This is a genomic window from Lysinibacillus sp. ZYM-1 (genome assembly GCF_001308875.1).
Classification (GTDB): Bacteria; Bacillota; Bacilli; order Bacillales_A; family Planococcaceae; genus Lysinibacillus.
The window spans coordinates 1-21,240 of sequence record NZ_KQ465156.1 but is presented as its reverse complement, the minus strand read 5'-3'; the positions used below and the strand labels follow the sequence as shown (position 1 = coordinate 21,240).

Sequence of the window (21,240 nt, the reverse complement as noted above, 5' to 3'; positions counted from 1 at the left end):
GTATGCTTATACCCGTTTTTCAACGAAAGGTGTTTTTATTTGTCTCACTTTTCTAGGTCAGTGCGTACAAAAGTGGGGCTTTCTTGTTTATTTCACATATTTAAAGACATTGACAAAGAATAACAGCACGGAAAGAGCTACAGCAATGCCACCACCTGATACAAATAACTCGAATAACCAACGTGGCACATCTAGATAGACCATCATCATTCCAACAAATAGGAACGGTAGACCAATATTGTACAGCCAGAACTGTGCTTTGGCGAGACCTGTTTCCGCAGCATCTTTATAAGTCGAATAAATTAAACCAATGAATCCAGTAGTCAGCCAACCTACCACACCAATATGGGCATGTGTCGCTTTCCATTGAAGTTGAACAGTATAATGCATAAACAGTCCAAAAGCAAAAACAATCAATAAATAAAACACTGAAAGCTTTATCCATTTAGCACCCATTTTCAACAACTCCTTTCCTGAAAGTGAATTTAGCTAGCTGCTACAGTATATTCGTGTCAAATAAAAATGATGCTTGTATGTATTTGAAAATAGATGTAGTTTGCTGTTTTTTTTTCTTACAACAGTGGGATAGTCGCAGTGACGGTTGAGAAAATAGCAAGCAATTTAGTTTAAATATAAATAGTTTGATGTTAAACTATTTTTGAATAGACTATAAGGAGATGTGTATGGATGGGTAAACTAGAAAACAAAGTAGTCATTATTACTGGCGGCGCAGGTGGTATTGGAAGTGGCATGGCTAAAGCAATGGCGAAGGAAGGCGCTATTGTCACAATTGTTGACTTAAATGCAGAAGCTGGCGAGGCAATGGAGAAAGAATTACAGCAAATTTCTGCAAAGTCTATGTTCTTGCAGGCAAATTTAATGGAGCGAGATCAATTACCAAAAATTATCGATACAGTTGTAGAAAAATACGGTAAACTAGATGTGCTAGTTAATAACGCCCATGCTGCGAAACAAGTTACAATAGAAGAAACAACACAAGCGGATCTTGACTTATCATTTGGGACAGGCTTTTATCCGACATTTTATTTAATGCAAGCAGCATTACCATACTTAAAAGAAACAAAAGGTAATATTATTAACTTTGCATCTGGAGCAGGTATTCAAGGTCATGAGACACAGGCAGCCTATGCCGCTGCTAAGGAAGCGATCCGAGGCATTTCTCGTGTTGCCGCAAATGAATGGGGCAGATTTGGTATTAATGTCAATATTATTAGTCCACTTGCTGATTCACCAGGTGTACAAGCATGGGCAAAAGCACAGCCAGAGTATTATGAAGCGGTTAGAAGTAAAATTCCACTTGGTCGTTTTGGTGACATTGAGCAGGATATCGGACGAGTAGCTGTTTTCTTAGCTTCCGACGATTCTCAGTACATTACGGGTCAAACGATTATGGTAGATGGTGGTTCATTAATGCTTCATTAATGCTAGGCGTTTGAGGAGGATTTTTTTGAAACAGACAAATATTTTTAAACTGATTCATATGATTGAACAGGTGAATAATGCCAATATTATACGTTTTACAAAAGCTTTCCCTTATCCATTAGGAATTTCACCCATTTTAGTATTAAATGAGCTACATGTCAAAGGCCCTCAAAAACAGGCAGAATTAGCTGAAACAATTGGCTATACAAAGGGTGCAATGACAAGCATTGCTGAAAAACTGGTCAAGCTTGGATTAGCGGAAAGACTGTATGATCCATCTGATCGTCGTACCATTCGCCTTGAAATTACCGATGAGGGGAAAGAAGCCTTGTCGAAGGCTCAATCCATAGGAAAAGAAGTCTTTGTACAACTATTTGATGTATTAGATGATTCGGAAATTGCCCAATATTTGCAAATTCAAGAAAAGCTAGTGCAGGGCATTCAAGATAAAAATGATTAGCTAAAAAATTGCTTCATGCAAAATGGTCTAACTATGGACCTATCAAAATCAACTCACCTCGATAGATTTCGAGGAGGGTTGATTTTTTTGTATTGGATATTTATGTTAATATAATCATAAAGATTACGTATTTACTAAAGGGGATTGTTTCAATGAGTTTATTTCGCTTCCTAGTATCAGATAATCCATTAGTAGAAGTGGATTATAGGGGCATTACTGAAATGAAGGTAAAGGATATCAAGAAGCTACAACCGACTCCAGACCCAGGTTTCTTTCAATCGTGGGATGAAGTAGATGAGGAGATGACGGTTTTATTTGCTGAAAATGAGTCTGCCTTTGATTCATTATGTATTATTGCATGTAATAATCCACCGTTTGACCTAGAGTTTTATGTGAAAGATAAGTATGTATACTCGTTAGGTGGAGATTGCAGAGAGACGTCTTTACGGCAATTAGCTGCCTATGTGATGGCTAATATCCAAGTAGGTGATAATGCGCAATTATTAGCTTTCTGGGCAGGGGATGGAAAGCAAACGCTCAAGACTAGCAAAATACCATTAACAGAGGTGACAGCAAGCCAGCTAGAAGTAATACAAAATACTTCTGGTCATCTAATAAAATTTGTTTAATCGCTTCAGTAAAAATACTTGGAGCCCATTTGTAAAATAGTTGAATTTATTGAAAATTGTCCGGCTTCAATTTATAATACAATTACGGTTCTATTATAGAGACATTTGAGGTGTGAGATGACATTAAAAACATTAGATAACTCATTAGAGGTTCTAAAATATTTTAGTAAAGAAAATCCTACATGGGGTGTTCGGGAATTAGCGAAAGAGATGAACATTAGCCATTCTATTATTTATAGGATTTTAGCAACATTTGAAAATCAAGGTTTTCTGATTCAACACCCTGAGACGAAAAAATATGAATTAGGGCTTCGTTTTCTAGAATACGGGCAGATGGTAAAGGATAAATTAAATCTTTCTGATTTTGTTTTACCGATTATGAAAAATCTTGCAGAAGCCATTAAAGAATCCGTATTTCTAACATGGTTAGATGGCACAGATGGCGTGACGGTAGAGATTGCAGAGAGCTCTCAAACTATAAAGTTTTCAGTGTCGATAGGTACACGCACACCATTACATATTGGAGCTTCTTGTAAAACCATCATGGCTTTTCTTCCGGATGAGAGGAAGAAAGAAATTATGGACCATGGTATGAAAAAAATAACCCCAGAAACGATCACAGAACCTGATAAAATGTTAGCCGATTTAGAGAAAATCAAACAGCAAGGCTGGTGCTTTACAACGGGAGAATATTCACACTCGGTATTTGGGGTGGGAGTGCCTCTTTTTAATAGCAAAAAAGAGGTGATTGCTTCTCTAACAATTGCAGGACCTATTTATCGCAAACCAACGGAGGAGAAGCTACCTGAAATGGTCAATGTTCTCCAGTACGGTGCAATGAATATTCAGCGTTATTTCGATCAATATAGCTTTAAGTTGTACCATGAATAAGCATGCAAAAGGGCCCGAGATAGCTAACGACTATCTTGGGCCTTTGTTTTGGAGATTTCAAGGAATTCCTTGATGCCGGATACAGCACGATCGATTTCTTCAAACGTATTAAAATAGTGAGGAGAAAAGCGGGCCATTTTACTAATATGATTGCGCTCCATGATGGTATTAGCCATAAAAGTACCAGCTTCTATGATGATACCCCGATCTGCTAAATAATTTGTGACATCATCAGGTGAATGTCCTTCGATATTAAACGGTGTAACTGATAATCGATGTTCACGATTTTGAGGGCCATAGAGGACAATGCCTGGAATCGTTTCAAGCTGTTCTATTAAATACTTTGTGAGCTGTTGAACGCGTTGATATATCGGCTGAATACCAATAGCATTTGCGTAATCAATCGCCGCGCCTAATCCTAAGATGCTGGGAATGACAGGACAGCCTGGCTCAAAACGTTTAGCAGTTTCTATGAATGAATAATCGTTGTTTTGATAATCCCAATTGGTACTACCCCAGCCGATCATGATCGGGGTAAGGGCTGGAATAAGGGATTTTCGTACATATAAAAGACCCGAACCTTCTGGGCCGCGTAGCCATTTTCGACCACTGGCAACTAAAAAATCACAGCCTAACTCTGTCACAAGGATGGGCAGTAAGCCAACTGTTTGATTGGCATTGACCAATGTAAGCACGTTGTATTTTTTTGCAAGCTGACAGATCTCACTCGCTGGCTGAATGGTACCAGCTGCGTTTGACATGTGCGCAAAGGCTATTAATCTTGTGTTTGGCGTTATGAGCTGCTCGAGCTCATGTAAATCCACCATATATTCCGCATTTGTTTTCAAAACTTTTAAGCGAACCCCTTGTTGCTGAAGGGCAAGCCAAGGTACATAGTTACTTAACATTTCTGTATCAAGCACAATAACCTCATCATCTTGATGCCAATCTAAGCCCCCAGAAATATAATTGATAGCCATTGAACCATTTGGCATAAAGGCAATTTCCTCTTTCGATGCACCGATAAATAAAGCCGTTTTTTCTCGAATACGCTCCACCTGTTCATACGTTTCTCGACGAAAAGAAGGTAAATAGGGGCCAATACTCGCCTGTTTTTGAAGGTAACTTGTCATAACATTCACTACAGGCTGAGGTATGGCAGATGCAGCAGCTGTATTTAGATAAATATATTGCTCAAGTAGTGGCATATCCTTGTGGATTGTCATCATATCAATCATTGCACTCACCAGCCTTATAAAATGATTAATTCTTTTGAAAAGGTCATTAAATTCTCGCAACCATTGTCAGTGACGATCAGGTTATCTTCGATACGAACCCCGCCTACATCCTTTACATAGATTCCTGGCTCCACTGTAAATGCCATACCTGCTTTTAACACTAGTGGATTCCGTTGCATTAAGTAAGGTTCTTCGTGTGCACTTAAACCAATGCCATGGCCAAGTCGATGTGTGAAATTGTCGTCATAACCAGCATGCCGAATAATCCCTCTTGCTATGTCATCGATGTCGTGTGCAGTCATCCCTGGTTTTACAGCCTCTATCGCTGCTTCATTGGCTTGTTTAACAAGGTTATAAATGTTTTTTAAGGTTGGAGAAACATCCCCTAAAGCTACCGTTCTAGTCATATCAGCCACATAGCCTTTATAAATAGCACCAAAGTCAATGACAATTAATTCGCCTGCCTCTATTTTTTTAGTGCTTGCTCTGCCATGCGGGAGCGCACCACGATAACCCGAAGCAACGATGGTTCCAAAAGGTGTTCCTTCTGAGCCCCGTCGTCTCATTTCATATTCTAATTGGGCTGCTACTTCCATTTCGGTAACACCAGCTTGAATGGTTGGTAATGTAGCTGCAAGGCTTTCTTCTACAATTTGTACTGCCTGTCGCATGAAGGCCATTTCTTGATAATCTTTTTCCATGCGTAATTCGCGAATGGACTCCCCGATATCACATAAATTTTCATATGTAAGGATTTCTATCGATTTCTGTTCATTAACATGCATGGTGTCAAACTCGACGCCAAGGATCTGGAATGTTCCCAATTCTTTTTTTAGTTGCTGAATGGCCTGTGCAGGTCCTTCCTCATCAGAATAGGATAAAATAACACCACCATTGCTAAGATCGACTTTATTTAATTCTACTTGCGGCAATAGAAAATACAATTCATCGTTAGCAGTGATTGCAGCTAGAGTTAGACGTTCACTTTGCTTTAGATGAAGACCAGTAAAATAATGCATGTTCGGGCCTGGTACCAGTAGGGCTACATCCATGTGCTGCTGTTGCATACGGAAAACTAGCTTCTCTCTTCTTGTTTGAAACATAGGGTGATTCCTCCTAAAAGTAAGCAATTAGATCTCTATTTTCGTATCTATTATAGAGACGATATATCTTAAAAAAGTATAAAACAACAAGAATGAATTTTCAATTAATTAAAGTGGTGAAACATACAATGGATAAGGAAAAGAAATTACAAAAATGGGAATAGTATAGTGCGAATAAAGTAAATACTAGTGTACGTCTTTTTTTCGTCCAATATGCATATAAGTACACTAGATAAACTTTTTTCCAACTTAATACGTCAAAAAGAGGGGCAAAATTGTTAAGCAAGAAAGGACTAACGTATGGAAAAAAACATGAAACGCTCTAAAGAGAAAAAGAGCAAGAAAAAATTATGGCTGTGGATTGTTGGTAGCCTATTAACTATTTTTTTAATTTTTATAGGAACTGCCTACTTTACCATCCAAAAAACTATGAATAAAATTAATACACCACTTCTACAAACAACAGATGCAGCACAATTAGAAGAAAAAACAGTGATTAAAAAAGAACCATTCTCGGTTCTTATGCTAGGCGTGGATGAACGAAAAGACGATAGTGGTCGTTCAGATACCATGATTGTGATCACTGTGAATCCGGAAAAGCAAACGATGAAAATGCTTAGTATTCCCCGTGATACTCGTACAGAAATTGTTGGTCATGACACCGTTGATAAAATTAATCATGCCTATGCTTTTGGGGGCGTCCCAATGGCAGTAGATACGGTAGAAAATTTTCTGAATATACCGATTGATTACTATGTGTTTATTAATATGGAGGGCTTTTTACAAATTATAGATACGCTTGGTGGGGTGACAATTAACAATGATATGGATTTAACCTATGACGAATACCATTACCCAAAGGGAGAAATCACATTAGATGGTAATGAGGCACTTATTTTTTCTCGTATTCGTTATGAAGATCCACGAGGTGATTTTGGACGACAAATTCGACAACGTCAAATTATTGAAGCGGTTATGAAAAAAGCCTCAACGCCGGCTACATTATTAAAGGCAACAGATATGCTGACTGTTTTAGGCGACAACGTGCGCATGAACTTCTCTGTAAAAGAGCTTATACAGCTACAAGGTATTTATAAGAAAATGGATAAGGATATAGAGCAATTATCATTTGAAAAGGGAGATGGCGAAAGGATTAACCGTATTTGGTACTACATTCCGAACGAGGCAGAGCTTCAAAAAATACAAACTGATTTAAAAAACCATTTACAAAGCAAGTAAGCTTGTTGCTTATAACATGTGGTGAAATCACTGTAAAATTTTTGGCCATGAAGGGAGGGAGATGAATGAATGGGAGGACCCAGGTGCTTAGGTATACAGCTCTTAATCATTGCATGCAAAGCTACGTACCTAAACGCAAAGTGCGAAAAAATCCTGTCCGATCAGCTATCAGCGGCCTACACGTATTGTGTTTAAAATTATTTATGTAGAGCATAAAAAATCATTCAGGTAGGGTGCATGCCTAGTTGAATGATTTTTTTATTGCACCAATCATTTTTCTATATTTCTTGAAATATCTGAAAATTCATTGTATACTGATAGTAGAAATGGTTAAAGGGAGTGATTGTGATGATTATAGGTACAATTTTATTAGCATTTGCATTACCAGTAGGTATCGTATTAGCAGTAGATTTATTCAACGAGCAGCAACAGGCTGCTACACAATCTAACCATTCTTAATTGTCAAATTAGTAGAATCGAATACTTCTAGACAATGTTACATTGTAGCCTTGTCTATTTTTTATGTAGATGAAACAATTTGTGTGATTCATTCGTCAATGGAGTATAGAAAATGTTATACTATTAAAAAAACAGTATCGGGGAATGAACATGCAAGAGGAAAAAACAACAAATTTTAAAAAAGAAATACTATCCTACATCAAAATTATTGTTATTACAGCAATTGTCGTTTTTGGCTGTAAGCAATTTTTATTTGCGCCCATTAAGGTGCAGGGAGCTTCGATGTACCCGACTTATCATGATAAGGATATTATTATTGTAAGTAAAACAAGTAAAATCGAACGTTTCGATCAAATTGTTTTCCAATCACCTGTAGAGGATGAATTATATATTAAACGTGTGATCGGTGTTCCAGGGGATAAAGTTGAAATGAAAGACGATGTGTTGTATGTGAATGGCAAAGCGTACAAGGAAGATTATGTCAATCGCCAAACAGAGGATCCTAACCAATTACGCATTACGGAAAACTTTACATTAGAACAATTAGTGAATGAAAAAGAAGTGCCAAAGGGCATGTATTTTGTACTTGGTGACAATCGCCTAAAAAGTAGTGATAGTCGCCATTACGGTTTAATTTCAGAGGATGCTGTTTATGGCGAATCGAAATTAATTTTATATCCATTTAAACATTTTCATATGGGCTCAAAATAAATAATTAAGAGGCTACTTTACTAGTGGCCTCTTTTTTTGATGCGAAATCTGTACAAACCTTATAAGAGGAATAATAGACACAAATCATTGAATTTTCCACGGTTTCTTTGATAGGAGTTGGATTACTAGTCATGTGGGAACGGATTGCTGGTTCTTCGATTGAGAGCTCTTCTGCTACTAATTCGACGCCATAAAAGAGTATTAAAAAATAGCATACAAGTCCTATTATTCGCAAACAATCACCTCGTAAAATAGTTATGGTATGTTATTATGTATGGTCAAATTCGCCAAAATATAAGCGGAAAATCGAAATTTTCTCTCGAGTAAACGAAATTTATATGAAATTGATTCTATGAAAAAAAGGTATTGTCAAGGACAATTATGATGTGCTACTATAGCTAAAGTAAATATTTGAACTGTATAACCTCAATAATATGGATTGAGGGTCTCTACCAGGAACCATAAAATCCTGACTACAAAACTTTGCTTCATTTTTGTAGTCAGGATTTTTTTATTTTGATTCAGCTAATGTTTTTTGTACAGAAAGTACGTTTCTCTTTAGGGAGAGATGAATGCTTGTTTTCTTTTTTTCAACGAGTGTTCGAACGTCTGCTGAATCAAGATCGTTTAGCTTCAGACGGTTGTCACCAATTTTTTGAGCTTTTTTGAACAAACTCGAAAAATCTGGACGCAATGATGTCGTGGCATAAATACTGTCGAAAAATCTCCTACAAAAATGAAAGTGTAATGAAAGGGAGATTACAATGAATTGGAGAGTTTACATTCTTGCAGTGACTACCTTTGCAGTAGGATTAGTTGAATTAATCGTAGGTGGGATACTACCAAATATTGCAGAGGATTTACATGTATCTTTAGCAACAGCAGGGCAGTTAATAACCATTTTTGCACTGGTTTATGCGATTTCTGCGCCTGTCCTACTATCTTTGACAGCCAAAGTAGAAAGGAAGCGCCTATTCCTTATATCCTTATTTATTTTTACATTAGGTAATTTAATGACCTTCTTTAGTACAACGTTCGTCGTTGTCCTAATTGCCCGGATTTTTACAGCGATGAGTACAGCATTAGTCATCGTGTTATCATTAACGATTACAACGAGAATTGTAGAGCCTAGACATCGTGCCAAAGCACTAGGACTTGTTTTTATGGGCGTAAGTTCCGCACTGGTGATTGGTGTGCCAGTGGGTATTTTTATTACGGAAGCTTTCGGTTGGCGAGCAGTATTTTTAGGCATAAGCATTCTGTCCACGATCTCAATGGTATTAATTGCTTTACTATTAGAAAAAATGCCAATCGGAGAAGTTGTGCCACTGAGAAAGCAAATGAAATCATTAGCCAATCTAAAAATCCTTACAGCGCAATTAACGACCTTGTTTATGCTTGCAGGTCATTATATGCTCTATGCTTATTTAACACCATTTTTAGTAGAAGCATTTGAAATGAGTGCCTCATGGATTAGTATTTGCTACTTGATCTTTGGTATTGCCTCTGTCAGTGGAAATGCAGTAGGTGGCTGGGTGAGCGATAAAATTGGAACAAGTAAAGCCATCATTTTAATTGTCGCTACATTTGCCGTTGTCTTGTTCAGCATCCCTTATACAGTAATTGCTTTACCAGTCTTTTTACTGTTCACTGTTTTATGGGGAGCGTTAAGCTGGGCATTGACACCACCATTGCAAAATTATTTAATTCAAGCAGATCCTCAATCATCTGATATACAGCAAAGCTTAAATACAGCTGCGCTCCAAATCGGAATTTCCATCGGCTCAGCGCTTGGAGGAGCAGTGTTTGCCTTCACAGGATCTGTCATGCATTTAGCAAGTTTCGGAACTCTATTAGTTCTCTGTGCTTTAGGATGTGCTTTTTTCTCAATCAAAAGAGCGCCCGTCTCACAAGAGCATTCTGCGGATTATTCATCAGCGCAGCACCATTCATAATAAATGGTGAAATTATCCAAAAACGATCCTACTATAGCAGGACATTGGAAGCCTGATAGCGAATGTTAAGATAGAGGAGGTTGGGTATAGATGCAAGTAGATTTAACCGATTTTCAACATGTCAAAGTTATCGCAACGATAGATCAAACTTTTTATCGTAATGTAGGTGCTATCATATTATACGAAGAAGATTCGCACACATTATCTGTACGAAAATTGACACGAAAAACAGTCGATCAATATATACCAACAGACGAACTCGAACACTTTACGTTTGCCTCTCATGCAGATGCAATTAAGTTCACGCACAAACTTACACGAATGAGTGCCTTGGATTACTTATTAGTGGCCCATAAAGAGAGACCAATAAAATCATAACCGCATTCAAAAAGGCATTGGGAAAGCCATTCCCAGTGCTTTTTTTGTCTAAATGAATCTATTTGAGTATTCTCTTTAAAAATTAATTTCTCTCTAGTTTATTATCATACTCTAGTTACCTATGGAATAGATTGTTGTAGTTAATGAATTTCACACAGACTTAAGAAGTTTGAGATTTTAAGAGAGCCTATTATTTTCAAGAAAATAGTATACGATCTTTAAATCTTGTGAATGGAAGGAGAACCCTATGACTGAATACCATCAACAATCGTCTACTGAAGTCATGAAGATATTGAATGTCACCACGGAAGGCTTGACCGATGATGACGTTCAAAAAAGGCAACAAGTCTATGGCTATAACGTATTAGAAGAAGGTAAAAAAACAAGTACATGGGCTGTTTTTATGGGCCAATTTAAAGATTTATTGGTCATTATTTTACTTGTCGCTGCCTTCGTTTCCTTTCTACTAGGAGAGGTAGAAAGTACAATTGTTATCATGATTGTTGTCTTTCTAAATGCTATTTTAGGTACGGTACAGCATGTTAAAGCAGAGCAATCTTTAGACAATCTGAAGGCGTTAACCTCACCTATTGCTAAAGTAATGCGTAATAATCAGCTGATGGAAATTCCTTCTGAAGAGATTGTGGTAGGCGATCTTCTTATGTTGGAGGCTGGAGATTACATCAATGCAGATGGCAGACTATTGGAAAGTCATAACTTGCATATCAATGAAAGCTCCCTTACAGGCGAATCGATTGCCGTAGCCAAAAGCACAGAGTCTATTCGAAAAAACAATGTTACGATTGCGGATAAGAAAAATATGGTATATTCAGGTAGCTTTGTAACCAATGGACGAGGCATTGTGATGGTTACTGCAATCGGAATGCAGACAGAAATTGGGAAAATCGCTAATTTACTTGATACAGCGAAGGAAAAGAAAACGCCATTACAAATTAGCCTCGATCAATTTGGTGAAAAATTAGCATTAGGTATCACACTGATTTGCTTAGCCATTTTTACCATTGACCTTATTCGTGGACGAGCCCTAGTTGAATCCTTTATGTTTGCGGTATCACTAGCTGTAGCAGCTATTCCTGAAGCTTTGAGTTCCATCGTTACCATCGTATTAGCGTTCGGTACACAGAAGATGGCAAAGGAAAATGCGATTATCCGTAAGCTTTATGCGGTAGAAAGCTTAGGAAGTGTATCCGTTATTTGTTCAGATAAAACGGGTACCTTAACTGAAAATAAAATGGTCGTACAGGAAGTCTTTGTGGACCAAAAAAAGATTCCTCATGATTGGCTAAACCCAACAAATTCAGTAGAAAAAGAGCTGATGGTCAAGGCACTTTTATGTAGTGACGCTGTCGAGCGTGATCAAAAAGAAATTGGCGATCCCACAGAAATTGCTCTTGTAAAATTAGGGAAGCATTACGGTTTAGATGAATTGATGGTGCGCGAGCAATATCCAAGACTTGCTGAAATTCCATTTGATTCGGCGAGAAAACTTATGAGTACTGTAAATCAAATAGACAAGCAACCCGTTATGATTACCAAAGGGGCTTTAGATGTTCTCTTGCCAAAAGTGACAAGAATGAAAACTTCAACAGGCATTTTTGAGATGACGGCACAGCATCGTCAAAAAATCGAAGCGGTGAATCATGATTTTTCGAAGAATGGTTTAAGGGTGATTGCCATTGCTTACAAAGATGTTTTACCGCAACAAACTGTCGATACTAGAGTGGAAAGAGATTTAATCTTTGTCGGCTTAGTCGCGATGATGGATCCACCAAGAAAAGAATCCAAAGCGGCAGTAGAAAGTTGTATAAAGGCAGGCATTAAGCCAGTCATGATTACTGGTGACCATAAAATTACGGCGACGGCTATTGCCCAACAAATCGGTATTTTAAAAAATCCAGACGAAGCAATTGAAGGACATGCCCTCGAAGGGTTAACAGATCAAGAGTTACAGGAAAAAGTAGATGATTATTCTGTATATGCTCGCGTAACTCCCGCACAAAAGATCCGCATTGTAAAAGCATGGCAGGATAAGGGACATGTTGTCGCGATGACAGGAGATGGCGTCAATGACGGGCCTGCGCTAAAACAAGCAGATATTGGAGTGGCGATGGGCGTGACTGGTACGGAGGTTGCAAAAGATGCCTCATCGATGATTTTAACAGATGATAATTTTTCCACAATTGTCAAGGCAATTGCCAATGGTCGTAGTATCTATACAAATATTAAAAATGCCATATTGTTCTTATTATCAGGGAATGCAGGAGCTATTTTTGTAGTGTTATATGCCACAGTCTTAGGCTTACCAGTTCCTTTCGCACCCGTACATCTATTATTTATCAACTTGTTAACAGATAGTCTTCCAGCTATCGCAATCGGGTTAGAGCCGAATAATAAGAAAACGATGAAGGACAAGCCTAGAAATATTCATACACCTTTATTAAATAAAGCATTTACGACACAGGTGGTACTTGAAGGTATATTAATCGCCATTTCCACCATTGTTGCTTTTCAAATTGGATTATCGACCGGCGATACATTAACAGCAAGTACAATGGCCTTTACAACACTTTGTTTATCAAGATTAGTGCATGGCTTTAACGCCAGATCCAAACAATCAATCTTTACGATTGGGGTATTTTCAAATAAATATGCTTGGCTCGCATTTTTAATCGGTGTGTTAAGCCTACACATTGTATTATTTATGCCGATGCTAACAACGGTCTTTGAAGTTGCCCCATTAACAACAGCTCAACTAGGCTTCATTTATAGCTTATCTGTGTTACCGTTCCTAGTTAATCAATGGTATAAGCTCCTGTTCGTGAGAAGTCGATAGTAGATAATGACAAAACCACCTACAAAAAACTTGTGGGTGGTTTTTACATTAATTGTACCATTTATGCCACTCTACATAGCTTCTTTTAACTGAAGTTTTATCATGTAGAATGCGTATGCAAATATTCTTGGATCAAATAGGTGCTGCTGAATGAATCTGTAGCATTGATCATTTACCGTCTGAAGAAATGGTCAAAGTTTCAAAGCTATTCCTAAAATTTTGTACACAAAAACACACTATTAAAAGTAGATTTAATAATGTGTTACATAGAGGACTGATAAGCATCATCCATAGGGTGTGTCTTTTATTGTGCAGGGGCTAGTAGCCAGCCTTTAATCTTACTAAGTTCAATCAATTTAGACCCAAGTATGGCATAACGCATATGAAGTTCACCATATTTAGTAAGATGCTTTTTCTTTACGGACATTTCCAATGCTTGGCTTACAGCAATCAAAGAGGAAGCAATATTCATAGATAAAATGGCACTAATTTCGCTATCATTGATAATGGATTTTCCACGAATATCAGTCATTTTTAATTTATTGTAAGCCATTGTTGTAGTTGGAGCCAATACACCATTATCCTTTAATAAAAATGTCAGCTGCTTATTCTCCTCTTTTAAACATTGAATAAATTCCAAAATCATAATCTTTAATTTTTTATCACGAGTATGGTTAAAAAATGCATGGCTTGAAGCAATATAGCTTTGATTGACACCGAGCTGTGACCAAAGCCTAAATACCTCTTTAAATCGTAATGATGCTAGCTTGTCATTTATCATCGTTATTGTGACACTTCCTAACTCCTAGTATTTATCTAAGATTAGGATGGAACAGTTAATGACATTCTATTCATCTTTTACAATAAAAATTTAATAAAAGGGTCGTGCTAATAATAGGTGCCATAGGGATACGTATGTGGAGAAGGATAATGGTATGGGTAAGGGTATGGGTATGGGTATTGGCATGGTTTCATGTATGATTTCTTTTGCTTGCAAGGAGATTGATCAGATGCTGATTCAACACGATTGCAGCCTTTTACTGGCCCAATAAAAGTTGATGGTACAATCGGTGCAATCGTTTTTTTCCATTGTTCTTCATCTAAGCAATACGTATGCGCCATAATATTAGCTGGTGTTAATTTCAATATATCCGAACCTAAAATAACCTCTGGTGTTGGTGCATCAAATATAGCAATTAAATGGGTGTTATCCTCTGTGGCTACTTCATAATGCCACCAGCCCTGTGGTACATTGGCAACTTGCCCGGGCTTGATAGGATAATTTTGAATTTTCTTTGTAAAAGGATTCAAAAGGGAAACCGTCGCTGCACCAGCAATACAATAGACAAGCTCTGCAGCATTTTGATGGTAATGGGGTTCGATGACATTTTCTTTACTTAAAAAAATATCAAGTAAAGAAGTATTTTCTAACGTATTTAATTGATCGACGCCGAGAACATTAATGTAATTTCGTGAGTCTTTTTTAAACAGCGTACTCTTATTGACATCAAACGTGAACTCGGCTGAAGGGGATGTATAATCGATGTTTGTGTTAATACTAACATCCTTTCTCACTAAAATTGAGATATTCATCATCATCACAGATTATGAAGCAAATGCTTATAGGCTTACACAAATGCCTAGCGTTTGTCTGGAACTCTTAGGAAGTGTACATTTGAAAAGATCTTGCAAAATCTAATTGAAGATAAAAGCGAAGCTGAGGTTCGTTTAATATTAAATATTGCTAATGGAGTTTTTAGTACGTATGGAAAACAAAAAGGCTAAAAATAAACAGAGAATTTTATTTGGATAAACTTTAAAATATGATACTATTCTATTTTATGTTCATTCAGCGGAAGAATCCTACCTCTAGGGAGGAGAGATGAATCCGGACGCACTTCGCCTTAGCGGAATTGATAGTTCATAATTAGTATAAACTACCATGAGATTAGATGTAATGAAAAACTTCGTAAATTTTAATCCAACTAGATGCACCTTTATAAGTAGCTAAAATGAATCCTCATTGGATTACTCATCTTGTTTGAAGAAATTTGATACACTGACGATATTGAACAAAAAAGTATAAAAGTCGATATTCTCAAATCCTGGGGTATTGGCTTTTTAAGTTTAGCTACCAGTTGTTACAAAGTAGAATGAAACAAAAGGAGCCAAAAAGTAGTTAACGAATAATGAAGCTGTTTAAATATGGAAAGTTCATTATCTGTTCGCTTATAATTAAATAAGTGAACGGATGTTTTTTTATAAAGGAGAAAAGATATGAGTATTCAATATAGATATTATTCCATTATATAAATAATTACTATGGAGTATTTTAAGGCACTTTATTAAAGATCAATATAGTTGCTAGTCTCTGATCCTATTTGTACCTTATAGAGGGAAGAAGGGGTACGGAAGAAGCCGTATAGTCAGTAGAAACCCTTGAAAAAGTTAGTTCAGAAAATTTCCAGTAGGAGCGTGTAAAATGAATTTAAAAGAAAAGTTGATATTAATAAAAGAAAATGGGTACCAAGCACCTCCCGATACATTCCAGTTGATACTAGAAATGATAAATAACATCGGTTCTTTGGATGCCCAACTACGTGATGAGCTAATTTATACAACCTTATCACATTGGATTCCTGATAATTCTCTAACAGCAAACGAACTAGAACAACTTCTACCGGTTGTTTTGGATAAAAACCATTTGCTTTTTAAGCTTGGTGAAACAAATACAGACTCTGTTTTCACTCGATCTTTCTCCATGCTAGTCATACCGCTCTTCTTCATGAGGCATAGAGAATCACCATTTCTCTCAAGAGAGCAAATTCATCAGATAAAAGAGAAAGTATTTTACAATGTACAAGAAGAGCGAGATTACCGTGGGTATGACGAAGAAAAAGGCTGGGCTCATGCCATAGCCCATGCAGCAGATGCTTTAGAAGATTTGGCTCAATGTTCCGAACTGGATAAAAATGACCTCTTAACTATCCTCGATTTGGTTTACGAAAAGATGACCATAACAGATCGAATTTACTCTGATGGGGAAGATGAGAGAATGGTAAAATCCATAATTAGTGTTTTAAATAGAAAAATACTTAGTCAGACTTATGTAGAGCAATGGATTCAAAGTTTTGGTGATGTGGAGAAAAATTCAGAATTTCTCCCTGCTTTTAGGCAAAAAAATAATATAAAGAACTTTTTGAAAAGTTTATACTTTCGAGTTAAATTTTACAAAGTGGATGCCGTTCTCTGCTCGACTATCGAGCAAACATTATATAAAGTAGAAAAAGTATACTATTCCTAATTAAAAAAAATGAGGGGAAAGCACCCGCACTTGTCCATCTCCACTTCAAATGTGGTAACAGGCAAACAATAGCCCTCAGAAAAAGTAATAAAATAATTGAATAATTGTTGTATATTTATCCCAAAGAAAAAATGCCTTAGTTTTTTTAGAAAAACTAAGGCATTTTTATATAGGGGTAGCATTTAGATATTCAAACCTTCTTTACCACCAACCATAGAATTACACAAACTAGTGTATAATTTCAACATCAACAATATCTAATAAATTTATTTTTAAAGTACTGTTATCCTCGTAAACAATACAAGTTTTTCTGTAAAGAATAGTAAATTCCCTTTAAAACCCCTTTAATTACATTTAATTTTTATTTAGGAATTATTTTCCAATACTAATTGGAAGGTCAAATTCATTTCTTCTAGTTGCTGTTCATCAACTTGAGGTTTTTTTATATCGTTTAGTTCTTCCAAAGCTTTTTTTAACAGGTTTACATGCTCAGATAACATTAGAGACGTATTCCATTTTTTGATTCCACGATCTTTTAACATTAGATTTCCCTCTAGTAACTATTCTGTTTTTTATAATCAAAAAGGATTAACTTTACTATCGATAAAATGTATTTGGTAAACATTACATTATCTCTAACTATATATAAACAAAGAATGAGGTGTACTAAATACTGGGAAATACAAAAATATGTCTTGATAAAAATATGAAATGGACAGCGATGATGCTTCCAGAGCATGTGATACTTTTAAAGAAGTGGAAACAAGAGGTATTGATGGAGCCGCCACGAGAACATGCTGAGTGAATTTGAAGAATTACAACAAACCATCGCACGTGCTTTATTGCAACATAACTATATTGTGTTAATAGTTTGGGAACATGCAAACTATGTACAATGGGGTGGTATTATTCAAGGGGTTAACGAGGAGGAGCTACTACTAGAAACGATTACAGCAACCCCATTAAGGTTTATTTATGCTGCCCGCATAGAACTCAATGGAGATGATTAATGGGTGTGTCTGTATTTATACCGTCAGATTTAATGAACCACGCTAAGCTTAGAGAAACCAGTACAAGAACAGATACAAGATGAACAATATACGATTCTAGCAGCGTACAGTTTGTCTTAAAATGCAGTAGGTGTGGCAGAATTATTACTAATGCGATGACAAAGTCACTCATTTGAACATTGCAAATGAGTGACTTTATCCTTATAGATGATAATGCATCACTATTTGCTCGCCAATTGGTCCCATTCGTCTTTCTCCATTATCTTCAAAGCCTACTTTGATATACAAATTCTGCGCAGCGATGTTTTTGTGATTGACCACTAACACCACTTCGTTACATTCTTTAAATTCTTGCTTTACAAAGTCAGCTAGTAAAAGCATAGCTTCTTTAGCATAACCCTTACCTTGCTGTTTATGATCCATTGATAAAGCAGTAAGCAACATCGCTTGAGGATTGCAAGAGTATTCTTTTACTCTTTCAGTTGCATGAAGCACAAAAAAACCAACGGCCATTTTGTGGCTTAAAATCACAATCGGGTACTGTCCTACTTTTTCTATAGCAATCTCTTTTGGTAGGGCTGTAAATTGGTGCTGTTCATCTGGCAATTCAAACCCATTTAACTGCTCTGCATAGTCTTCCGTAAAATGTACTAATTCAATGTTAATTGTGTCTTGCATAAACAAGCCTCCTTTTTTTACTATTATAACCATAGAACAAACGTTCGTCAAGGAGGCTTATTTAACAATCATGCATGTAGGAAATTTAACTTTATAAGTTACCAAAAAATAAAATAAAAGAAATACTTACAATCAGAATCAGTGATAAAACCATTGTTGCGATACCTCTAAGCAAGGTCGCTAAATTTCTGACATCTTTCATTCCTACAAGACTTAGGTAGAAACACACAATCGACAGTAGTAATGTCAGTGTCAATGGGTGAAGATGAAGATAAGTGACAAAAAAGTCCTTCAAGGAGCCGGACAGAAAAAATAATAGTGTACAACATAAAGATAAAATAAATGACCAAAAATTTATATTAATTCCCATTGTTTTCCTCCTTCCTACTAAAACGAATTTGTTGTTTCTATGTTTCCTATAATAGAGTAAAAGAATGCACAAAGGGGTCACTTGGAAAAAAGTGACCCCAAGAACCAATAAAGGAGTGTCATGTAAAGTTGAAAGAACTTTACAATACTATTATTATGTTAAGCTAGTTACTTTAGTTAGTTATCTATCTTACCTATTATTTAATGGAGTGAGAATATATTTTTTTATGATGAATGACAGGAAAAGCAATTGAATATGGAAGTTTAAGAGAGGGGTAAAAAAGGCTTTAGACTTCATAGTCATCAGAAATGACCAGAAGCTAAAGCCGAAGCATGAACATTAGCAAATAAAACTTGCGCCAACAATAATGAGAAGAATAAATAGCACAACGATTAGCACGAAAGTTGAACTGTTACCATTTCCGTCATTTCCACCGCAGTAGCTATTAAAATTGCCTACATTTCCAGCATAACCCATAAAGGACACCTCTTTTCTCCCATCTATTGTAAGTAAAGCGCTACAAAGTAGGGGCGATAATCATCCAATGAACAAGTAAGAAAATGACAATACACGTCGTGATGATCCGAACTTCAAGAATTAGGATGAAATAATAGCCTTAATGTATCAACTATCATGGCAATGCATGAGTATAAATCAAAAAAACATCCTCCTAGGATGTTTTTAATATAACGGCTGCCGCATTTGACAAGGCGGAAAACCATTGACATCTTGTATCATATGGAAATCATATTGCTTTAAAGCAAATTGACTTTGATACAAATATTCGAGGACAAGAAGCTTTCCGCCTGAAACGCCACAAAGGACACCAGATGTTCCTTGCCCATTTGTAAATGAAACACCGACCGGTTGCCCGATTAAATAGGCTATTTTATGTTGCCAAGGCACAATTGTCACTCCTTTCATTATAATTATATGAAAGGGATGGCTATAGGTGCATAGGGTAAATATCTAATTTAGGAATCACTTTGTCAGCTTACTATAAAATTACAGTCTATAAGTTTTGGTGTATATGATATGATATGGGTATAATTGGGTGAAAATTAAGGGGGTTATAGCTTGAGGAAATATACAATGTTTGCATAGCAAGGGCTATTGCAATAGAACATAGCCTTTGCTCTTCCTAAAAAAAATCTAAATATTTAGGAGTGCAACATGAGCTATATAAAAGCGAAGCATATTTTACCTACAGAATTATTAGCATTAATTCAAGAATATGTTGATGGTGAATATATTTATATCCCACGGAAAGAAGAACATAAAAAGAGCTGGGGGTCTAGTACGACCACAAGAACTGACTTGGATTTGAGAAATGTCAGTATTTATAATGATTTTTTATCAGGAATGGATAGTGTGTCGTTAGGGGAAAAATATTATTTATCATTTAAGAGTATTCAAAGAATCATTTTACAAGAAAAAAGAAAAGCAACAAACAATCAGTCATTGCGGTTTTAGATCGCAGTGGCTTATTTTCTTTTATGAACGAACAATGAGGTATTCCCAATGATGACAAGCAGCTACACTTGTCAGTAAGGATAACAAATATTTTCAAAAAGGAGATAAATATGAATTTTACTCAATTATTTGGAACCTCATTCCCAACCATACAAACAGAACGTATTCGATTAAGAAAATTAAAGCCAGAGGATGCGCCAACCTTATACAATTATTATTCCAATGAAAACGTCTATCGTTATCTCGATTGGAATGGGCCAGAGTCCATAGAAAAGAGTAATGATGTCATTAATATTTGGAACGAAGGCTATGAAAAGGGTTGGATTATTCGTTTTGCCATTGCTGACAAAGTGTCAGATGAGGTGATTGGAACCATTTTTTTAAGTGAATTCGTAGGTAGACGAGCTGAAATGGGCTACGAATTATCGGAAGAATATTGGCATAGTGGCATTATGTCAGAAGCTGTGAATGAAGTATTATCAATTGGATTTAATCAGTTAGGTTTAGTAAGGATACAGGCCATTGTTGCCGAAGAAAACATTGCATCAAGGAGTTTACTAACAAAATTTCATTTTAAAGAAGAAGGTTATTTAAGACAATATGAATGCCATAGTGTTACTGGAGAATGTAGAGATATGTTGATCTATTCTTTAGTGCAAAAGGGATAGCAATAGAGACAGTGGAACGATGATGAATTTACAATAAGCGGATATGCTAGCAGAAATAATGATATGAATTTTATTAAAAAGAATACCAGGACACATTTCAAGACGGTTCATTCACTATGTATAAGTGGGATAGCGTTGTACAAAAACATCTTGGGGGCGATGTTAAAGTTGCTATCCCGCAATTAATGTATGTTAACGTGGTTCTGAACATAACCACTGTAAATAAATTGAAAAGTAAATGAAATAGAGATGAAAAGTAAAAATGGGCTCGGGTTTTGACGAGGACACTGAAAAACTTACGTTTTTTATAACTCTTGGTTTTTTAGACAAAAACAAGGCACATTCCGTTCGATTTGAACAGAATGTGCCTTCTTTCC

24 protein-coding genes and 1 riboswitch are annotated in these 21,240 nt (G+C 36.3%); of the genes, 14 read left to right on the top strand and 10 right to left on the bottom strand.

Annotated elements, in window-relative coordinates; translation table 11 throughout:
* Window positions 1–87: 87 nt before the first annotated feature.
* Window positions 88–456, bottom strand: coding sequence for a hypothetical protein (locus tag AO843_RS22645; protein WP_054613319.1), 369 nt, complete (start codon window positions 454–456; stop codon window positions 88–90).
* A 231-nt stretch (window positions 457–687) separates the two neighbouring features.
* On the opposite strand from AO843_RS22645, the gene AO843_RS22640 reads away from it, so the two are divergent.
* The 4 genes from AO843_RS22640 (at window position 688) to AO843_RS22625 (ending at window position 3,423) form a co-directional block, all read left to right on the top strand.
* Entirely contained in the window at window positions 688–1,443 is a 756-nt protein-coding gene (locus AO843_RS22640) for an SDR family NAD(P)-dependent oxidoreductase (protein ID WP_054613318.1), read from the top strand.
* Window positions 1,444–1,468: 25 nt separating this feature from the next.
* Window positions 1,469–1,903, top strand: coding sequence for a MarR family winged helix-turn-helix transcriptional regulator (locus AO843_RS22635; protein ID WP_054613317.1), 435 nt, complete (start codon window positions 1,469–1,471; stop codon window positions 1,901–1,903).
* A 152-nt stretch (window positions 1,904–2,055) separates the two neighbouring features.
* Window positions 2,056–2,532 (top strand): hypothetical protein, encoded by a 477-nt coding sequence (locus AO843_RS22630; RefSeq protein ID WP_054613316.1) that lies wholly within the window; start codon window positions 2,056–2,058, stop codon window positions 2,530–2,532.
* Window positions 2,533–2,649: 117 nt separating this feature from the next.
* Window positions 2,650–3,423, top strand: a complete 774-nt coding sequence (locus AO843_RS22625; protein WP_054613315.1) for an IclR family transcriptional regulator — start codon at window positions 2,650–2,652, stop codon at window positions 3,421–3,423.
* 23 nt (window positions 3,424–3,446) lie between these two features.
* Here the strand turns inward: AO843_RS22625 and AO843_RS22620 are convergent, their stop codons facing one another.
* Window positions 3,447–4,661, bottom strand: a complete 1,215-nt coding sequence (locus AO843_RS22620; protein ID WP_054613314.1) for an aminotransferase class V-fold PLP-dependent enzyme — start codon at window positions 4,659–4,661, stop codon at window positions 3,447–3,449.
* A 14-nt stretch (window positions 4,662–4,675) separates the two neighbouring features.
* Complete coding sequence (locus AO843_RS22615; RefSeq protein ID WP_054613313.1) at window positions 4,676–5,764, bottom strand: M24 family metallopeptidase; 1,089 nt, start codon at window positions 5,762–5,764, stop codon at window positions 4,676–4,678.
* 300 nt (window positions 5,765–6,064) lie between these two features.
* Here AO843_RS22615 and AO843_RS22610 point away from each other — a divergent pair, with 300 nt between their 5' ends.
* From AO843_RS22610 to lepB, 3 genes are all read left to right on the top strand, one after another.
* Window positions 6,065–7,003 carry an LCP family glycopolymer transferase gene (locus AO843_RS22610; RefSeq protein WP_054613312.1) on the top strand — a complete coding sequence of 313 codons (939 nt, stop codon included), beginning with the start codon at window positions 6,065–6,067 and terminating at the stop codon, window positions 7,001–7,003.
* A gap of 348 nt (window positions 7,004–7,351) precedes the next feature.
* The gene (locus AO843_RS22605; RefSeq protein WP_054613311.1) at window positions 7,352–7,462 is read left to right on the top strand and encodes a hypothetical protein; all 111 of its coding nucleotides are present in this window, start codon (window positions 7,352–7,354) and stop codon (window positions 7,460–7,462) included.
* Window positions 7,463–7,612: 150 nt separating this feature from the next.
* Complete coding sequence (gene lepB / locus AO843_RS22600) at window positions 7,613–8,173, top strand: signal peptidase I (protein WP_054613310.1); 561 nt, start codon at window positions 7,613–7,615, stop codon at window positions 8,171–8,173.
* A gap of 4 nt (window positions 8,174–8,177) precedes the next feature.
* On the opposite strand, the gene AO843_RS22595 is transcribed toward lepB, so the two are convergent.
* Complete coding sequence (locus AO843_RS22595; protein ID WP_054613309.1) at window positions 8,178–8,408, bottom strand: hypothetical protein; 231 nt, start codon at window positions 8,406–8,408, stop codon at window positions 8,178–8,180.
* A gap of 161 nt (window positions 8,409–8,569) precedes the next feature.
* A riboswitch (purine riboswitch) is annotated at window positions 8,570–8,669 on the top strand.
* A 268-nt stretch (window positions 8,670–8,937) separates the two neighbouring features.
* Here AO843_RS22595 and AO843_RS22585 point away from each other — a divergent pair.
* The 3 genes from AO843_RS22585 to AO843_RS22575 all read left to right on the top strand — a co-directional run bounded on the left by AO843_RS22585 (window position 8,938) and on the right by AO843_RS22575 (window position 13,360).
* Window positions 8,938–10,128 carry an MFS transporter gene (locus AO843_RS22585; RefSeq protein WP_054613307.1) on the top strand — a complete coding sequence of 397 codons (1,191 nt, stop codon included), beginning with the start codon at window positions 8,938–8,940 and terminating at the stop codon, window positions 10,126–10,128.
* 90 nt (window positions 10,129–10,218) lie between these two features.
* Complete coding sequence (locus AO843_RS22580; RefSeq protein WP_054613306.1) at window positions 10,219–10,506, top strand: hypothetical protein; 288 nt, start codon at window positions 10,219–10,221, stop codon at window positions 10,504–10,506.
* 247 nt (window positions 10,507–10,753) lie between these two features.
* Window positions 10,754–13,360: a cation-translocating P-type ATPase gene (locus tag AO843_RS22575; protein ID WP_054613305.1), complete on the top strand. Its 2,607-nt coding sequence runs from the start codon at window positions 10,754–10,756 to the stop codon at window positions 13,358–13,360.
* Window positions 13,361–13,664: 304 nt separating this feature from the next.
* On the opposite strand, the gene AO843_RS22570 is transcribed toward AO843_RS22575, so the two are convergent.
* Window positions 13,665–14,141 carry a DUF3231 family protein gene (locus AO843_RS22570; protein ID WP_054613304.1) on the bottom strand — a complete coding sequence of 159 codons (477 nt, stop codon included), beginning with the start codon at window positions 14,139–14,141 and terminating at the stop codon, window positions 13,665–13,667.
* A 107-nt stretch (window positions 14,142–14,248) separates the two neighbouring features.
* Complete coding sequence (locus AO843_RS22565) at window positions 14,249–14,917, bottom strand: cupin domain-containing protein (protein WP_369814452.1); 669 nt, start codon at window positions 14,915–14,917, stop codon at window positions 14,249–14,251.
* Between the two features lie 925 nt (window positions 14,918–15,842).
* Between AO843_RS22565 and AO843_RS22560 the strand changes: the two genes are divergently transcribed.
* Entirely contained in the window at window positions 15,843–16,664 is an 822-nt protein-coding gene (locus AO843_RS22560) for a DUF2785 domain-containing protein (protein ID WP_054613302.1), read from the top strand.
* A 365-nt stretch (window positions 16,665–17,029) separates the two neighbouring features.
* Here the strand turns inward: AO843_RS22560 and AO843_RS24330 are convergent, their stop codons facing one another.
* Window positions 17,030–17,206, bottom strand: coding sequence for a YolD-like family protein (locus tag AO843_RS24330; protein ID WP_082389575.1), 177 nt, complete (start codon window positions 17,204–17,206; stop codon window positions 17,030–17,032).
* Between the two features lie 252 nt (window positions 17,207–17,458).
* On the opposite strand from AO843_RS24330, the gene AO843_RS22555 reads away from it, so the two are divergent.
* Window positions 17,459–17,674: a hypothetical protein gene (locus tag AO843_RS22555; RefSeq protein WP_231630233.1), complete on the top strand. Its 216-nt coding sequence runs from the start codon at window positions 17,459–17,461 to the stop codon at window positions 17,672–17,674.
* A 201-nt stretch (window positions 17,675–17,875) separates the two neighbouring features.
* Here AO843_RS22555 and AO843_RS22550 read toward each other — a convergent pair whose 3' ends face one another.
* The 3 genes from AO843_RS22550 to AO843_RS22540 form a co-directional block, all read right to left on the bottom strand.
* Window positions 17,876–18,352, bottom strand: coding sequence for a GNAT family N-acetyltransferase (locus tag AO843_RS22550; protein WP_054613301.1), 477 nt, complete (start codon window positions 18,350–18,352; stop codon window positions 17,876–17,878).
* 709 nt (window positions 18,353–19,061) lie between these two features.
* Window positions 19,062–19,199, bottom strand: coding sequence for a YjcZ family sporulation protein (locus AO843_RS25280; RefSeq protein WP_082389574.1), 138 nt, complete (start codon window positions 19,197–19,199; stop codon window positions 19,062–19,064).
* A gap of 204 nt (window positions 19,200–19,403) precedes the next feature.
* On the bottom strand, window positions 19,404–19,628 hold the full coding sequence (locus AO843_RS22540; protein WP_054613299.1) for a hypothetical protein: 225 nt from the start codon (window positions 19,626–19,628) through the stop codon (window positions 19,404–19,406).
* Window positions 19,629–19,895: 267 nt separating this feature from the next.
* On the opposite strand from AO843_RS22540, the gene AO843_RS22535 reads away from it, so the two are divergent.
* Both AO843_RS22535 and AO843_RS22530 read left to right on the top strand, forming a co-directional pair.
* Complete coding sequence (locus tag AO843_RS22535) at window positions 19,896–20,195, top strand: CD3324 family protein (RefSeq protein ID WP_054613298.1); 300 nt, start codon at window positions 19,896–19,898, stop codon at window positions 20,193–20,195.
* 110 nt (window positions 20,196–20,305) lie between these two features.
* Window positions 20,306–20,863 carry a GNAT family N-acetyltransferase gene (locus AO843_RS22530; RefSeq protein WP_054613297.1) on the top strand — a complete coding sequence of 186 codons (558 nt, stop codon included), beginning with the start codon at window positions 20,306–20,308 and terminating at the stop codon, window positions 20,861–20,863.
* The last annotated feature ends 377 nt before the right edge of the window (window positions 20,864–21,240 follow it).

Coding starts and splice junctions, on each gene's coding strand:
- AO843_RS22610 (WP_054613312.1), top strand. CDS start 6,065: ATGGAAAAAAACATGAAACGCTCTAAAGAGAAAAAGAGCAAGAAAAAA.
- AO843_RS22575 (WP_054613305.1), top strand. CDS start 10,754: ATGACTGAATACCATCAACAATCGTCTACTGAAGTCATGAAGATATTG.
- AO843_RS22625 (WP_054613315.1), top strand. CDS start 2,650: ATGACATTAAAAACATTAGATAACTCATTAGAGGTTCTAAAATATTTT.
- AO843_RS22580 (WP_054613306.1), top strand. CDS start 10,219: ATGCAAGTAGATTTAACCGATTTTCAACATGTCAAAGTTATCGCAACG.
- AO843_RS22550 (WP_054613301.1), bottom strand. CDS start 18,352: ATGCAAGACACAATTAACATTGAATTAGTACATTTTACGGAAGACTAT.
- AO843_RS22555 (WP_231630233.1), top strand. CDS start 17,459: ATGCTGAGTGAATTTGAAGAATTACAACAAACCATCGCACGTGCTTTA.
- AO843_RS22620 (WP_054613314.1), bottom strand. CDS start 4,661: ATGATTGATATGATGACAATCCACAAGGATATGCCACTACTTGAGCAA.
- AO843_RS22605 (WP_054613311.1), top strand. CDS start 7,352: ATGATTATAGGTACAATTTTATTAGCATTTGCATTACCAGTAGGTATC.
- AO843_RS24330 (WP_082389575.1), bottom strand. CDS start 17,206: ATGTTAAAAGATCGTGGAATCAAAAAATGGAATACGTCTCTAATGTTA.
- AO843_RS25280 (WP_082389574.1), bottom strand. CDS start 19,199: ATGGGTTATGCTGGAAATGTAGGCAATTTTAATAGCTACTGCGGTGGA.
- AO843_RS22535 (WP_054613298.1), top strand. CDS start 19,896: ATGAGCTATATAAAAGCGAAGCATATTTTACCTACAGAATTATTAGCA.
- AO843_RS22585 (WP_054613307.1), top strand. CDS start 8,938: ATGAATTGGAGAGTTTACATTCTTGCAGTGACTACCTTTGCAGTAGGA.
- AO843_RS22615 (WP_054613313.1), bottom strand. CDS start 5,764: ATGTTTCAAACAAGAAGAGAGAAGCTAGTTTTCCGTATGCAACAGCAG.
- AO843_RS22530 (WP_054613297.1), top strand. CDS start 20,306: ATGAATTTTACTCAATTATTTGGAACCTCATTCCCAACCATACAAACA.
- AO843_RS22570 (WP_054613304.1), bottom strand. CDS start 14,141: ATGATAAATGACAAGCTAGCATCATTACGATTTAAAGAGGTATTTAGG.
- AO843_RS22560 (WP_054613302.1), top strand. CDS start 15,843: ATGAATTTAAAAGAAAAGTTGATATTAATAAAAGAAAATGGGTACCAA.
- AO843_RS22630 (WP_054613316.1), top strand. CDS start 2,056: ATGAGTTTATTTCGCTTCCTAGTATCAGATAATCCATTAGTAGAAGTG.
- lepB (WP_054613310.1), top strand. CDS start 7,613: ATGCAAGAGGAAAAAACAACAAATTTTAAAAAAGAAATACTATCCTAC.
- AO843_RS22645 (WP_054613319.1), bottom strand. CDS start 456: ATGGGTGCTAAATGGATAAAGCTTTCAGTGTTTTATTTATTGATTGTT.
- AO843_RS22640 (WP_054613318.1), top strand. CDS start 688: ATGGGTAAACTAGAAAACAAAGTAGTCATTATTACTGGCGGCGCAGGT.